The organism is Neoaquamicrobium sediminum (assembly GCF_040970315.1).
In the GTDB taxonomy this organism is placed as follows: domain Bacteria; phylum Pseudomonadota; class Alphaproteobacteria; order Rhizobiales; family Rhizobiaceae; genus Aerobium; species Aerobium sediminum.
Window position 1 is genome coordinate 671,527 of record NZ_JAZHFV010000001.1, and the last position, 14,118, is coordinate 685,644.

Below are 14,118 nucleotides of genomic sequence, written 5' to 3' on the forward strand. Positions count from 1 at the left end.
GTGATCCCCTTCGATGCTACCAAATGGAGTATAGACGGATTGGCCGCGATGCGAAACAATTTCATTAAATTCGCATAAAAGCTTAATGTTTAGCATACACTGATAAGCGGCTCGGGCGTACGATCCGTTAACCCTTGATTAGCGTAGTTCGATGTTTTCCGTTGGTTGGCGGGCAGTGCGTGCAGGGGAATTAAGACATCCCCATCAACTCGGCTGCTAAGAGAAGCGATTGTTGCAAAGGAAGGTTGCGATGCAACTATCCGCCGATATCGCCCGAAAGGTCGTTGAAGCGCGGTCGCGGCCACGTTCGAGCTTGGCCGACCCCAAGCTTATGAATTTGCTGTTCCAGCGAGATGCCGGTGAAAACCGGCATATTGTTCGTTGGGGCATGTGGGCGGCTGTGCTCAGCTACATGGCCTACGGCGTATTCGACTGGTTTCTCTTTCCCGACATCGCAGCCAGACTGGTGATCGCCCGCATTGCCGTGGGTGTCATATTCCTTGCGGCGATCGAGATGGGTGTCCGGCGTGGCACAGCGCTTGCTGTCCTTCACTTGATTGCGGCTTCGGCCATCGTGACCGGCGCTGTCGCGTGGCTGCTCCTCGCGCTGGGTACAGCGTATCAGGAGGCTTTGTCCCACTTCATCGTCTTCGGCATCGTCTTCGTGCTTGGCGCCAACCTGTTCTTCAACTTCCGTTTCATGCTTTCGGCGATCTCCTCCACGATCATCGCGGTTGTGTTTGTCACAGCGACACTGTTCTTCCTGAAGGCCGATCTTGCTTCGCGCATCGTCATCGCCGCGCTGTTCGTCAACTGCCTCGTTTTCTCCCTCTATCTCTCGTGGCGTCTCGGGGTGGAGAGGTACTGGACGTTCCTCGAGGCCCTTCAGGCCAAGACCCAGGAACAGGCGGCGATCGAAAAGGGCCAGGAACTGGTCGAGATCGCCAATACCGACCCGCTGACTGGATTGAGGAACCGTCGCGCGATCGCGCGCGACTTCCTGGAGTTGTATCGGGAATGGTCCAGGGAGAACTATGAGATCGGCATCATTCTCGTCGATGTGGATCACTTCAAGCGGTTCAACGACCGGCTTGGCCACCAGGCGGGCGACGATTGCCTGATCCGGCTGGCGCGGGCCTTCGTGGAGACGGCGGAAGCCAACGATGCCATTGTCGGACGCTATGGCGGTGAAGAGTTCATTGTGCTTTGCCGTGTTGCCGACACGAAACGTCTTCGCGAGATCGCGCAGGAATTCTGCCGCGCGGTCGAGCAGCTGCGCATCTATCACCCCGACCGCGGCGACGGCATCGGTATCGTGACTATCAGCGCCGGCGCATCGCTGACATCGACCGAAAATGGCGCCGAGTTCCGGGCGATCCTTCAGGAGGCCGATCGCGCACTCTACGTCTCGAAATTCGCCGGCCGGGCACGTGTGACGATCTACGATCCGCGCACTGTGGGTGTCGACCGCTCAAGTGAGAACCTGACGGATCTGCTGACGCACGCCGTTGAAAGGCAGCTCATCTCGGTGGTTTATCAGCCGATATTCGAGCTCGATACCGGACGGTTGCTCGGACACGAAACGCTCATGCGACTGCGTGAGGTCGATGGACGCGCGATCAGCCCCGATGTCTTCATCCCTGCTGCCGAGCAGAGCGGCGCGATCGTCGATCTGGGTATGTGGGTCATCGATCAGGCCTGCGCCGACATGGCGCGGGCCGGGCTCGGCACCGTGATTGCGGCGAACATCTCTGCCGTTCAGCTCAAGGCCCCGAATTTTTCCCTGCGTGTCGCGGAAATCCTGAACAGGCATGGCCTCGCGCCGCATCAGCTTGCCCTCGAGGTCACCGAGAGGATCGATCTCATTCCCGAGCCGCAGGTTTCTCGCAACCTCGACCACCTCCAGAACCTCGGCGTGCAGATGTGGCTCGATGATTTCGGAACCGGCTATGCCGGGATCGGCTGGCTGCGCCGATTCGAATTCGACATCGTCAAGATCGACCGTAGCTTCCTCAACGAATGCCAGACGGCGCAAGGCGTTCGCATGCTGCATGGCATGGTCAGCCTGTTGCGCAGCCTCGGTCGCACCGTGCTTGTCGAAGGCGTCGAAACCGAAGAGCAGAAGCAGTTGCTCAGGCGACTCGGCGTCGATCTGGTTCAGGGGTATCTGATGGGTCGGCCTGAACCAATCAGCGAGGTTCTGCGCGGCCGGCGCAATCTTGTCGCCTAGCACCAAGCACCAACGCCCCTATATCCCGGCAATTTCTTCGATGCGTTCCAGGCCGCCGGCCTGTTCGGCGAAGAGCGTCCATAACTCCCGCGCGGGCGCTTCCCACGCCGGCCGGTCCGCAATCGTATGAAAGTGGGCGCCGGCTGCCTTCGTGACGTCCATGGACCGGCGCTCGTCCTGCCGCACCAGCGCGTTGAAATGTTCCGCGCCTGCCTCGGTGGCCCGTTGGAGTACGTCCCGCCTTTGCGGGTCGAGTTCCTGCCAGAAACTGTCGGCGAAAATCACCGCGCCGACCGCCCTGATATGGCCGGTCAGCGTCACGTGTGGCGCGACCTCGTTCAGGCGGAAGCCGGCATAGGCCGAGATCGTCAGGTCCATCGCATCGACATGCCCGGTCGATAGAGCGTTGTAGCTCTCGGTGATCGGAAGTGCGATCGGCAGCGCGCCTAAGCGTTGCCATAATTCCGCGTGCAGGCGGCTCTGGATGACGCGGATACGTTTGCCATTCATTGCGCCCGGCTCCAGCAGTGGCCGGGGCGCCAGCAGATGCCGCGCGCCATAGTCGATAAAGGCCGGTGCGATCAGGCCCTCCCGCTGGAGTTGTTCCTTCAGCCGACCTGCCGTGGCGCTCCGCAGCGCCGCAGCAAGATGCGCGTCGTCGCGAAACAGGAACGGCAGATCGAACAGGATGCATTCCGGCACCCAGGCAGTCAGGTTCGACAAGGTCGAAAGGCTTGCCTGGATCGACCCCAGCCGCATGCCTTCCACGACCTCCTTCTCACCGCCAAGCGCGGCGTTGGGGACGATGTTGAAGGTGAATGCCCCGGGCATCTCGGCTTCGACCAGATCGCGGATGTGGTTCCAGACCAGCGTTTCCGGTTTGTCGTCGCCGAGCACCGACGCCACCACCAGCGGTGTCTGGGCTGCCGCGCGTCCGGTGATGGCCGGCAGGGCTAGTGTGGCGGTAAAGCCTGCGAGTAGCGAACGGCGCGTAACGGTCATGATGGGCTCCCTGATCTAGAAGAAATATGCCTCGGCCGCGATGCCGAGGCTCATGGTCAGCAATGCGCCGACCAGCGCCGCGAGATAGAGCGGCATGGCCGCGAATATTCGGGCTGCAGGGTGGCCGGTGGTAGCGCCGACGACCTGAACGAGGATGCCTACCGGCGGCGTTAGCCCGCCGATCATCAGGTTGACCACGAGCAGGACGCCGAAGGCGACCGGGTCGATGCCGGCCGCGATCGCCACAGGCAGCAGGAAGGGCCCGAACAGCAGGATAGCCGCGCCGATGTCGAGCACGAGCCCTGCCGCAAGCAAAAGCAGGTTGGCGGTTGCGAGCACGATGAATGGGTTATCGCCAAGCGCAAGAACGAGACGGGCCGCGCCCGCGGCCACCCCATCCGTTGCCAGGAGAAACGCAAGCGGTGTTGCCGCGCCGATGAGCAGGATGATGCCTGCCGTTTCGACCCCTGCCTGTCGGAAAGCGGACGCCATTGCGGTCCAGCCAGTCTTCGAGGCAAGCGCGGCTGCAAGCGTGTAGGCGGCAGCAAGGGCCGCCGCTTCCGTCGGACTGACGATGCCGAAACGTATGCCGATGACGACGATGAGCCCCAGCCCGAAAAAGGGTGCGGCGCGTGCCGCCAGCAGCCATATGGAGCCGCGCTCGTCGTTTGGTGACGGTGCCTGAGGGGTCGATGAAAGGTGAATGGCCGCGGCGAGCGCCAGGGCCAGCATTGCGCCGGCGACGAGCCCACCTGAAAGCAGCGGCCCGACGGGAAGGTTCGTCGCAGCCGCCAGGATGAAGAAGGCGATCGACGGCGGCACGATATTGTCGAGCACTGCCGTGGCGGCGATGATCGCGCATGCGCGGTCCGGCCGGTAGCCCCTGTCGACCATCGGCCGGAAGAAGGTCTTGGCGCTGAATGCCGCATTGGCGATGGATGAGCCGGAGGCGCCTGAGAAGGTGAGGCTCGTCAGAAGCACGGTCTGCCCGAGACCCGCGCGCTGTCCGCCCACCAGCGCGGCTGCAAACCGCACAAGCCCGTCCGCCATGCGCGAGCCGACAAGCAGCGCCCCGGCCAGCAGGAAGAACGGTATCGCCAGCAGCAGCGAACGGCCCGCGCCCGAGAGAATCTGTGCCGCAAGCGCAGGCTCTGTCAGCGGGCTCCCGAAGGCGATCGCCACGAACCCGGCGAGGATGAATATATGCGGCAGTGGCGCGGCAACCAAAATTCCTGCCAGGATCACAAACAACGCAGCCAGGCTCGGCGGCATGACCGCAAGCGTCAGGCCTGAGGTGACACCTGCCCAGCCGAGCACCGCGAGTGCAGCGGAGATAATGAGCCGGCGAAGTTCGCCGCGATGAAGCAGTTGCAGGCATCGCAGGATGATTGCGACCGCCCCGGATGCGGCAAGCCCGGCCGGCCGTGTCCATTCCGCCAATCCGAGCAGCGGGGACGTGCCGCCAAGCTGAAGCGCGGCCTGCCACCCGGCCGACACGAGCACAAGCGACGCCAAAAGCACGATCGTCTCCGAGAGCACCTGCCTCACGCTCTCGAACGCAGGCGATGGGGCGAAGAAGTCGACCCGCAATGCGGAGGCATGCCCGGCAACGAGGGGAAATCCAAGGCATACAAGCAACAGCAGCAACCAGCCGCTAGCCTCTTCCGCTCCCAGGAAGCCGCTCGACAGCAGATAACGCTGGAATACCGTGACCAACACGAGGGCAAGCATCGCAAGCAGCACGAGTCCGCAGACCGCTGCCAGCCCACGCTCCAGAAACCGCGCAACGGCTGCCGCTGGCTTCATCGGGTCTCCCACCAATGGTGGAAATGATGCACCGGCCCGTGCCCGCGACCGACAAGCAACCGGTCGGAGGCCTGCAAGGCCTTTTGCAGATAGGTCTTTGCCTGCGCCACCGCGTCCTCAAGCGTAAGGCCGGAAGCGAGGCCCGCCGCGATCGCCGCCGACAATGTGCAGCCGGTACCGTGCGTGTTGGGCGTCTGCACCCGCGGCGCCGCATAACGTGCCGTTCCCTTGCTGGTGACGAGAATATCGACGCTCTCCGCGCCGTTGCCGTGCCCGCCCTTGACCAGCACTGCCCCGGCTCCGCTTTTCAGGATCGTCTCGGCCTGCTCGATCATATCCTGCTCGTTTTCGGCGATGCCGGTGTCGGCCAGCAGCGCGGCCTCGGGCAGGTTGGGCGTCACGAGGGCTGCGATAGGCAGCAACTGTTCCCGCAACGCTCCCACCGCGTCGGCCGCCAGCAGCCGGTCGCCGGAGGTCGCAACCATCACCGGGTCGAGCACTGGCCGCACCGCGCGCCGGCTCAGCCGTTCGGCGATCACTGCGATGGTTGCTACGCGCGAGACCATGCCGATCTTGGTGGCGCCGACCGCGATGTCGTCGAAGATCGCGTCGATCTGGTGCCCGACCATCTCCGGCGAGATGTCCTCCACCGCGCGCACGCCGAGCGTATTTTGCGCGGTGATGGCGGTGATGACGCTGGTGCCGAACACGCCTAGCGCGGAAAACGTCTTGAGATCGGCCTGGATCCCCGCTCCGCCGCCGCTGTCCGATCCGGCGATGGTCAGCGCAATCGCATTCATGAGCTATGCCCTACCAAGGTATCGTCCACTGCTGCGCGCAGCGCTCGCGCCGCCTGCGCGATGTCGTCGGCGCGAAAGATTGCGGAGATGACCGCGACCCCGGACGCACCGGCGGCGACGACTGCACGGGTGCGTTCCACGTCGATCCCCGCGATCGCACCGACGGGCAGGTCAGCGCGTGCCGCGGCAATCTTCCGCCGCAGGGACGTAAAGCCGTCGAGACCGACAGGTGGGTCCGGATTGTCCTTCGACAGCGTCTCGAACACGCCGCCGATGCAGGCATAGTCGATGGGCGCGGCGATGGCGGCATCGGCATCGGCTGCATTCTTCACGGTCAGCCCGATGATCGCATTCGTGCCGAGAAGCTGCCGCGCGGTCGCCGCCGGCATGTCGTCCCGGCCGAGATGAACGCCGTGCGCTCCGGCAGCCATCGCAACGTCAAGCCTGTCGTTGACGACGAGCGGTACGCCGCTGCTCGTTATGGCCTCGCGGATAGCGATGGCGTTCTCGATCATCGCCCGGGTCGAGGCATGCTTGTCGCGATACTGGATGATCGTCGCGCCGTTCGACGCCGCGATGGCCGCAAGCTCCGGCAGCGATCCGAGAGCGGAGAGCGATCCGTCGACGATGGCATTCAGCCTGTAGTCAATCCTGGGCATGAGCCACCCGCGCGCGTTTCGTGATTTCTGCCGGACCGATCCTGTCGAGCGCATCCAGAAATGCCGGCTCGAAGCTGCCAGGCCCATGGGCTGTCTCGCCAGCGATCTCCGCAGCGACACCGACCACCAGCATCGCCGCCGTGGCCGCCTGGAAGGCGTCTCTTTCAACTGCGAGGAATGCGGCGATGATCGCGCCCGACAGGCACCCCGTGCCCGTGACCTTCGCCGTCAGCGCATGGCCGTTTTCGATCGCAAGCGACCGCTCGCCCTGTCTCACCAGATCGCTCGCGCCGGTCCGGACCCCCACCACAGTGTCTGGCACCGACAGCAGGACGAACTCGCTCGCATTCGCCCGCATGACCGCGGGACCGCGTGCCAGCAGTTCCTGCGCGAAAGTCGCGCGCGGGGGCGAATAATCGCAGTGCGCAGGGTCAAGCACCCACGGCTTCGCCTTGTCTTGAACCGTATCGAGCGCCAGTCGGATCGCCTGCCTGCGCTGGTCGTCCAGCGTGCCGAGATTGACCACAAGCGCATCAGCCTTGGCGACGAAGCCGGATACCTCGTCGACGGAGGACGTCATCGACGGTATCGCGCCGAGCGCCGACAGCCCGTCCGCCACCGGCTTCTGCACGACCGTGTTCATCAGGCAGTGGACGCGTGGGGTGGCGCCGCGCAGGCGTTGCAGCATCTCGGCGGCTTGTTCGGGAAAATCGCCGCTCATTGCAGTTCCACCGCGATCGTGTCGACAGTTGGCGCTGCCTCGATCAGTCCGCTTTCCACCATGAACGCGCCGAACCGCCGATAGCGGGTGCGGTCGAGCGCCATCGGCCGCTTGGCGAAGCGTGGCAGCGTATCGATCCAAGCCTGCCGGTTGAGCGGGTCGTCGAGGTCGGGGTAGGCGCGGATGAAGAGCTTCCAGCTCTCCTCCGGATGGTTGGTCAGGTGGATCGCGCCGCGCTCCACTGCCTGCAGGAAGCGCGGCAGCCGGTCGTCGTCGGCAAGGTCAGACCGGGTAACGAAGATCAGCTCGTCATAGACCGGGACGCCGTGCTCCTCGGGAAAGAAGGCGCGGCCTTCATGGCCTTCGAGCTGCATCTGGGTGAGCTCGAAATTGCGAAATCCCCCGATGGTCGCGTCCACCTGTCCACCGATCAGCGACGGTGACAGGGAGAAGTTGACGTTGATGAGTTCGACGTCTTCGAGCGCCACGCCGGCGCTCTCCAGCATCCGTCCCAGCATCGCATCCTGAAAACCCGAGACGGAGTAGCCGATGCGTTTGCCGGCGAGATCGGCGATGCTCTCGATCGGGCCGTCGGCCAGCACGGTCACGGTGTTCAATGGCGTCTCGACCAGCGTCCCGACGCGGATGAGCGGAACACCTGCGGCATGATCCAGATAGAGGTTCGGCTGATAATGGATACCGATGTCGGCCTGTCCGGACGCGATCGCGCGCGGCACGATGGAGGGATCGGAGGGCGGCAACAGCTCAACCTCAAGCCCCGCTTCCTCGAACAGACCAAGCTCCTGTGCAACGACAAGCGGAGCGTGGTCGGGGTTGACGAACCACTCCAGCAGAACGGTGAGGCGCTTCTGCGCGTGCGATTGCCCTGTCGCGGCGAGGCTGAGGGCTATGGCCAGAAGAATGGGTCTTGTCATGGCGGTGTTGGCTCCTGAAGGTTCGGTCGTCATGCTTCCCGTGCCCACGGCACGAGAAGCGGCGCCAGCGCGTCGACCAGTCCGCGCAGGGCAAGGGTGAGGGCCACGACGATGGTCATCGCGGCAAAGACGGTGTCTGTCTGTAGCCGCGCATTGGCCTGGATCATCACGAAGCCGAGGCCGGCGGAGGCGCCGACCCATTCGCCGATGATCGCGCCCAGCGGCGCGAGCGGGGCCGCAACCCGCAGGCCGGAAATCAGCGCGGGCAAGGCGAGCGGCACCCGGATGTGGAACAGCGTTTCGAGGTTGTCGGCCTGCGTCAGCGCGGCGGCGTCGAGCACATCGGGGTCGGTGCGCCGCAAACCATCGGCAAAGGCAGAGGCAATGGGAAAGAAGATGATCAGCGTGGTCATTGCGACCTTGGAGGCCATGCCGAAGCCGAACCAGAGCACCAGCAGCGGCGCGATCACGAATACGGGGAAGGCCTGCGCCACCAGCACCAGCGGCCAGGCGACCGCGCCGAACCGAGGCAGCGCGACGATGCCCAACGCGGTGACGATGCCCAGGGCGGTGCCAGCCGCGAAGCCAATAGCGATCTCGGCCAGCGTCACGGCCGTGTTGGCAAGCAGATAGTTCCGCTGGCGCCATAGCGCGTCGGCGACGTCGAGCGGACCCGGCAGGATGTAGCGGGGCGGTTCGAGCACAAGCACAAGCGCCTGCCAGGCGACCAGCAGGACGACGACAGTGCGCAGAACCGTCGACAGCGTAGACATGCGCGTTCTCGCTCAGGCCGGCGGATCAGGCGGACGTTCGAACAAGAATGGCTGCATGGCGATCTCCCGATGGTCATCATGGAGATCCAGGTGAAGCGAAGAAGAGATCAGGATTGCCCCGATTGGCGGGACCCTTTTTCCGTTCCTACGCCGGCATGACCCGGATCAGGTTCAAGGGTCCGGCTCAACGCCGTCTCAGCACCGTGCGGTGCACCCCTCGGAATGGCTGCAACCTATGCAAGGCCGCGGCGCTCGTCAACTCGGCCAGATGCGGTGTCCGAAGGGGCCAGAACGGAAAGAGCGGCGGCAAAAGCTTGCTATGCAGGGGCAAGGCGCGTCGTTCGCCTGTGCGCATTCAGGCCTGCGGTGAGGCGAAGGTCTCCACAGCCAGTTCGACCGCGCCCGCCAGCGCATTGCCGCGCACAGGCTTGAGAATCCGGAGGAACGTCTCTGCCAGCCGGTGCTCGTAGTTCGGTGCCAGCCCGCCCGTCAGGCACAGGTGCTGGCATCCGTCCCAGACAATGGCGCCGAGTGCAGCATTCACGTCGGCTACCGCACCGGCCACAACAGCCATGGCGATGGCATCGCCCCGGTCAGCGGCCTCGAAAACGAGCGGTGCATAGCGGGCGAAATCGGCCGGTCGCGCGGTGGTGCCGAAAGCCACGATCCTGTTGGGGTCGTCGCCATAGTCGCGCATCACCGAGCGTGTGAGCTCCGATTCGGGCACCACGCCGTCGTAAGCGAGCAGCGTCTGTTCCATGAGCGCCCGCCCCAGGCGTGCGCCGCTGCCCTGGTCCCCAACCACGAAACCCCACCCGCCGGCGCGCAGCATCTTTCCGTCGCGCCGTCCGCCATAGACCGAGCCGGTGCCCAGCACCGCCATCACGCCGTCGTTGGGCCCCAGCGCGCCGCGCACGGCAATCACCGAATCTTCGACGATGCGCGTGTCGCGAAACGGCAGGCCGGCAATCAGGCTGCTGTGATCGGGCTCGACATTCGCGCCGGCCAGCCCGAGATAGGCGTGGATCGACGACAGCGGCGTCTCGGCGATTCCGCCGGCGGCAAGCGCGGCGCGTGCGGCGTCCACCACGCTCGCCATCGCTCCCTGCGGGTCGGTTGCCATGTTGGCGGATCCGGCCGTCGCCCGGCCCAGTATGGTGCCGTCGAGGGCGGCGATTGCCGCCCTGCACTGTGTCCCGCCCCCATCCACCGCCAGGATATAGGACATTGGATGCTCCGTTCTTCTCGGGGCGGAACGGCGTGTGCTCCAGTCGAGACCGCCGCGCCGCGTCCACCTTTGCCGCTATTGCAGGGGCGTCGAATATACCGGGGTGGGGATTCTTTCCATCCGTGCCTTGATCTGCAGCGCGACAAATTTCGAGAAAAACCGCGATAGCGCTAGGTTGCCGCCCTGGAACCACAGGTTTTCCTGCGCGACCGGCTTGTACATGTTGCGCAGTTCGCCATGCCAGGGACCGGGATCGTTGCGGGTGCCGGAGCCGAGCCCCCAGCAGGTGCCGATCTCGTCGGCGATCTCGCGCGACACGATCTTTGCCACCACCTCGTGCATCGACTGGAAGCCCGTCGACTGGATGACGATTTCGGCCTCGATCTCGCTCCCGTCGGCAAAGCGGATACCGGTCGGCGTCAGCCTGTCGATCTCCACGCCCGCCTTGATGCCGATCTCGCCGTCGATGATCAGTTGCGATGCACCCACGTCCACATAATAGCCGGAGCCGGTACGATAGGCCTTCATCATAAGCCCGGTCTCGTCGGGCCCGAAATCGAGGAGGAAGCCGGTCGCTTCCAGCTTGCGATAGAACTCGGCGTCGCGTGCACGGATGCGGTCGTAAAGCGCCTTCTGCTTCGGCGGCTGCAGGGCGAACGGCGTCGCCGCCGCGATCATGTCGGCCTTGTCGACATCGATCCCGCGTGCGACCGCTTCCTCGGAATAGATGTCGAAGGCCATGTCCATCAGGGTCTGCGAGCGCACCACGGTTGTCGGCGAGCGCTGCACCATGGTGACGTCGGCGCCGGCTTCCCAAAGGTCGACCGCAACGTCGTGGGCCGAACTCGCCGCACCGATCACCACCACCTTGCGGCCTCGATAGGCCGAGCCATCCGAATATTGGCTCGAATGGATCATTTTGCCGCCGAAGCTGTCGGCGCCCTTGAGGTCCAGCATCTTCGGCGGCCCATAGGCGCCGGTGGCGAAGACGAGCTGGGCGGGCCTCAGCGTGATCGTTTTGCCGTCGCGCCGCAGCTCGACCGTCCAGCGCTTTTCGGCTTCGTCGAACTGCGCCGAGACGCATTCCGTGCCGCCCCAATAGGTGAGCTCCATCACCTTCACATACATTTCCAGCCAGTCGCCCATCTTGTCCTTGGGCGTGAACACAGGCCAGTTCGCGGGAAAGGGGATATAGGGCAGGTGATCGTACCAGACGGGGTCGTGCAGCACAAGCGAGCGGTAGCGGTTGCGCCAGGAATCGCCGGCCCTGGCGTTCTTTTCGACGATCACGGTGGGCACGCCGAGCTGCTTCAGGCGCGCGCCGAGCATGATGCCGCCCTGGCCGCCGCCGATGATCAGGCAGTAGGGGTCGGTGCCGTTCCCGTATGCGGCTTCTTCGGCGGCCCGCTGCTCGGCCCAGGTCGCCCGGTTGCGGTCCGCGCCGTGGCGAACGCCGTTGGCGCGGCGTGGCCCGAGGGGTTCCTCATGCCCGTCGAGCGATTGCAGCGTCGTCAGCATCGTCCGGCACTTGCCGTTTTCGAGCGTGAAGATGCCGCTCCCGCGCCCCGCAGCCGTGGCAAAGGTGAACCATGCCTCTATCGGTTCCGAACCGGCGCCCTGTGTCACGGCCCAGTCGCGCGGGCCGGTGGCGGCAAGCGTCGCGTCCAGCATCGCGGCGATCGCGGGCTTGCCTTCCATCGTTTTCACGTTCCACGTGAAGGCGACCAGATCGCGCCAGTAGCAGTCCTCGGCAAACAGCTCCAGCGCGCCCGCCACGTCGCGACGCTGGAGCGTGTCCGCCAGTTGCGCCAGCCAGGCCGATGCCTTTGCCGCGGGTGCCGTGTCGTGCATGAAGTCCCTCCTGAAATGCCGGTGTTGCCGGCGCGCAGGCTCAGTCTCCGAGCGGTTCGGAGGCGCTGCCTTTGCGATGGTTGACGACGGTGTATTTGATGCGCCTAAGCGTCTCGCGGGCATCCGCATCCAGCCTGTAACCGACTGCGGTGGACAGGAGATCGATGATCGCGAGAAACGCGTAGCGCGAGGCAGTGGGCTTCAGCGGATCCGGAAATTCAGGAATGGCGGCGGTCAGCGCCAGGTCGACCTCGCCTGCCACATCGGTCGCCGGTGCCGTCAGCGCGAGCGTCTTGGCACGGTAGTGTTTGGCCAGCGCGACCGCCTCGATAACCTCGCGCGTGCGTCCCGTGCTGGAGATGGCAATGACGAGATCGTTGGGCTTCAGCGTCGAGGCCGTCATTTTCATGACGTAGGGGTCGGAGTGGGCGGAAACGACGACGCCGTAGCGAAACAGCCGGTTCTGCGTTTCCTGCGCGAGCGCCGTCGAGCTGCCGCCGAGACCGAACACCAGCACCTGATGGGCGTTGGCAACGAGTTCCGCAGCCCGCATGACGTCGGCCGGGTCGAGGCTGCGCTCCACCACCGCTAGCGCGTTGCGCGCCTCGCCGAAGACGACGTTCCAGAGCGGCGAGCCGTCCTCGCCGGATTCAGGGCGCGGCAGCGGCGAGAGGTAGAGCCGTCCGACCACCACGCTCTGCGCCAGCTTGAGCTTGAAATCGCGCACACCCTCGCAGCCGATGGCCCGGCAGAAGCGGGTGACGGTCGGCTCGCTGACGTCCGCGCGCCTGGCGATCTCCGCGTTGGATGCGTCGACCGAGAAGGTGACGTCGGCGAGCACCACGTCGGCTACGCGCCGTTCGGCGGGTCGTAGGTCGCCGTAGAAATCCTTTATCTGGGAAAGGATGTCGGGCACCGGCCGCAGATAGGGTTCGGAACCGGCCTCGTCCGGCTTTCCATTGATGCTTCGCTCCTCGTCGAGCGGCTGTTCCATCTCTGCGTCCGTCATGAGCGTCCTTCGCCTGGCCGTTCTTCGGTGCGGCCTTTGTACATGTCTAGAAGCGTTGCCGTCTCAGAAAATTGATGGAACTATGTAGGAAAGTTACGAACTGAACAAGAGCAAAACCTACGGCTTACGCAGGGTTTCAAACGTGATGCGCTGCGTAATGTTTGCCGCTTGACTCGGAAAGTCGGATAGTTACAGACTGCGAGAAAGGGGCGGGTAAGATGAAAATGCCCGCCTCCCGTCGACAAGGGACTGCGCGAGGCGGAATGACGGCTAAGCAATCCACGCAACCCAAGCTCCGGGTGTCCGGTGCGACCAAGGTCTACAATACGAGATCGGGCGATCTGACCGCCATCGACCGTTGCTCGCTCGACGTCATGGACGGCGAAATCGTCTCCATCGTCGGTCCGTCCGGTTGCGGGAAGACCACGCTTCTATGGTCGATGTCGGGTCTGCATGGGCTTAGCTCGGGCGAGGTTCTGCTGGACGGCGTGCCCGTGACCGGACCCAATCCAGAGATCGGCCTGGTCTTCCAGGAAGCCAATCTGCTGCCCTGGCGCGACCTCGACGCCAACATCAACTTCCCCTTCGAGATCAAGGGTACCAAGCCGGACCGGGCGTGGATCAATGAGCTGCTGCACCGGGTAGGGCTCGACGGTTTCGGCGGGCGCTATCCCCGCGAGCTTTCGGGCGGCATGCAGCAGCGCGCCGCACTCGTGCGTGCGCTCTCCTACAAGCCGTCGCTGCTTCTCATGGACGAGCCTTTCGGCGCCCTCGACGCTTTCACCCGCGAGGAGATGAACCGGCTGGTCGAGGAGATATGGATGGATACGCACACCACCATCGTCCTCATTACGCACTCGATCGAGGAGGCGATCTTCCTTTCGGACCGCGTGGTGGTGATGAGCCCGCGGCCGGGGCGTGTGGCCAGCATCCACGAGATACCGTTTCCCAGGCCGCGCTCGCTCGACATCATGGCGAGCAGCGAGGTCTTCAACCTGATGAACACGATCAAGATGGAAATCGTCGGGTCGCGGCAGAGCCGCTATCCGCAGGGTGGAACGGCTGCGGCACCGCAGCCGGCCCGGGCAGCCGAGTGAGGATGCA

The 14,118-nt window shown here is 64.6% G+C and carries 12 protein-coding genes and 1 riboswitch; of the genes, 2 read left to right on the top strand and 10 right to left on the bottom strand.

The window, feature by feature from the left end:
* The first annotated feature begins 250 nt into the window (after positions 1-250).
* The gene (locus V1479_RS03360; protein ID WP_173188138.1) at positions 251-2,230 is read left to right on the top strand and encodes a putative bifunctional diguanylate cyclase/phosphodiesterase; all 1,980 of its coding nucleotides are present in this window, start codon (positions 251-253) and stop codon (positions 2,228-2,230) included.
* An 18-nt stretch (positions 2,231-2,248) separates the two neighbouring features.
* On the opposite strand, the gene V1479_RS03365 is transcribed toward V1479_RS03360, so the two are convergent.
* The 10 genes from V1479_RS03365 to V1479_RS03410 all read right to left on the bottom strand — a co-directional run bounded on the left by V1479_RS03365 (position 2,249) and on the right by V1479_RS03410 (position 13,014).
* Entirely contained in the window at positions 2,249-3,232 is a 984-nt protein-coding gene (locus tag V1479_RS03365) for a TRAP transporter substrate-binding protein (RefSeq protein ID WP_368801667.1), read from the bottom strand.
* Between the two features lie 15 nt (positions 3,233-3,247).
* Positions 3,248-5,038: a TRAP transporter large permease subunit gene (locus tag V1479_RS03370; RefSeq protein WP_368801668.1), complete on the bottom strand. Its 1,791-nt coding sequence runs from the start codon at positions 5,036-5,038 to the stop codon at positions 3,248-3,250.
* On the bottom strand, positions 5,035-5,838 hold the full coding sequence (gene thiD, locus V1479_RS03375) for a bifunctional hydroxymethylpyrimidine kinase/phosphomethylpyrimidine kinase (protein ID WP_368801669.1): 804 nt from the start codon (positions 5,836-5,838) through the stop codon (positions 5,035-5,037). Before thiD ends, V1479_RS03370 begins: the two co-directional genes overlap by 4 nt.
* Positions 5,835-6,497, bottom strand: a complete 663-nt coding sequence (gene thiE / locus V1479_RS03380; RefSeq protein ID WP_368801670.1) for a thiamine phosphate synthase — start codon at positions 6,495-6,497, stop codon at positions 5,835-5,837. The genes thiD and thiE overlap by 4 nt, the downstream gene beginning before the upstream one ends.
* On the bottom strand, positions 6,484-7,218 hold the full coding sequence (locus V1479_RS03385) for a hydroxyethylthiazole kinase (protein WP_368801671.1): 735 nt from the start codon (positions 7,216-7,218) through the stop codon (positions 6,484-6,486). Before V1479_RS03385 ends, thiE begins: the two co-directional genes overlap by 14 nt.
* Positions 7,215-8,153 (bottom strand): ABC transporter substrate-binding protein, encoded by a 939-nt coding sequence (locus tag V1479_RS03390; RefSeq protein WP_368801672.1) that lies wholly within the window; start codon positions 8,151-8,153, stop codon positions 7,215-7,217. Before V1479_RS03390 ends, V1479_RS03385 begins: the two co-directional genes overlap by 4 nt.
* A 29-nt stretch (positions 8,154-8,182) precedes the next feature.
* Positions 8,183-8,926, bottom strand: a complete 744-nt coding sequence (locus V1479_RS03395) for an ABC transporter permease (RefSeq protein ID WP_368801673.1) — start codon at positions 8,924-8,926, stop codon at positions 8,183-8,185.
* Positions 8,927-9,051: 125 nt separating this feature from the next.
* A riboswitch (TPP riboswitch) is annotated at positions 9,052-9,154 on the bottom strand.
* A 127-nt stretch (positions 9,155-9,281) separates the two neighbouring features.
* On the bottom strand, positions 9,282-10,154 hold the full coding sequence (locus tag V1479_RS03400; protein WP_368801674.1) for a glucosamine kinase nucleotide-binding domain-containing protein: 873 nt from the start codon (positions 10,152-10,154) through the stop codon (positions 9,282-9,284).
* Between the two features lie 75 nt (positions 10,155-10,229).
* Positions 10,230-12,005 (bottom strand): NAD(P)-binding domain-containing protein, encoded by a 1,776-nt coding sequence (locus tag V1479_RS03405; RefSeq protein WP_368801675.1) that lies wholly within the window; start codon positions 12,003-12,005, stop codon positions 10,230-10,232.
* 40 nt (positions 12,006-12,045) lie between these two features.
* A complete protein-coding gene (locus V1479_RS03410) occupies positions 12,046-13,014 on the bottom strand; it encodes a MurR/RpiR family transcriptional regulator (RefSeq protein ID WP_368801676.1) in 969 nt (322 codons plus the stop codon).
* A gap of 263 nt (positions 13,015-13,277) precedes the next feature.
* Between V1479_RS03410 and V1479_RS03415 the strand changes: the two genes are divergently transcribed.
* Positions 13,278-14,111 carry an ABC transporter ATP-binding protein gene (locus V1479_RS03415; RefSeq protein WP_368801677.1) on the top strand — a complete coding sequence of 278 codons (834 nt, stop codon included), beginning with the start codon at positions 13,278-13,280 and terminating at the stop codon, positions 14,109-14,111.
* Positions 14,112-14,118: the final 7 nt, after the last annotated feature.

What these genes read in the sequence shown, in the direction of transcription:
- V1479_RS03360 (WP_173188138.1), top strand. Translation starts at nt 251, where the DNA reads ATGCAACTATCCGCCGATATCGCCCGAAAGGTCGTTGAAGCGCGGTCG.
- V1479_RS03365 (WP_368801667.1), bottom strand. Translation starts at nt 3,232, where the DNA reads ATGACCGTTACGCGCCGTTCGCTACTCGCAGGCTTTACCGCCACACTA.
- V1479_RS03370 (WP_368801668.1), bottom strand. Translation starts at nt 5,038, where the DNA reads ATGAAGCCAGCGGCAGCCGTTGCGCGGTTTCTGGAGCGTGGGCTGGCA.
- thiD (WP_368801669.1), bottom strand. Translation starts at nt 5,838, where the DNA reads ATGAATGCGATTGCGCTGACCATCGCCGGATCGGACAGCGGCGGCGGA.
- thiE (WP_368801670.1), bottom strand. Translation starts at nt 6,497, where the DNA reads ATGCCCAGGATTGACTACAGGCTGAATGCCATCGTCGACGGATCGCTC.
- V1479_RS03385 (WP_368801671.1), bottom strand. Translation starts at nt 7,218, where the DNA reads ATGAGCGGCGATTTTCCCGAACAAGCCGCCGAGATGCTGCAACGCCTG.
- V1479_RS03390 (WP_368801672.1), bottom strand. Translation starts at nt 8,153, where the DNA reads ATGACAAGACCCATTCTTCTGGCCATAGCCCTCAGCCTCGCCGCGACA.
- V1479_RS03395 (WP_368801673.1), bottom strand. Translation starts at nt 8,926, where the DNA reads ATGTCTACGCTGTCGACGGTTCTGCGCACTGTCGTCGTCCTGCTGGTC.
- V1479_RS03400 (WP_368801674.1), bottom strand. Translation starts at nt 10,154, where the DNA reads ATGTCCTATATCCTGGCGGTGGATGGGGGCGGGACACAGTGCAGGGCG.
- V1479_RS03405 (WP_368801675.1), bottom strand. Translation starts at nt 12,005, where the DNA reads ATGCACGACACGGCACCCGCGGCAAAGGCATCGGCCTGGCTGGCGCAA.
- V1479_RS03410 (WP_368801676.1), bottom strand. Translation starts at nt 13,014, where the DNA reads ATGACGGACGCAGAGATGGAACAGCCGCTCGACGAGGAGCGAAGCATC.
- V1479_RS03415 (WP_368801677.1), top strand. Translation starts at nt 13,278, where the DNA reads ATGACGGCTAAGCAATCCACGCAACCCAAGCTCCGGGTGTCCGGTGCG.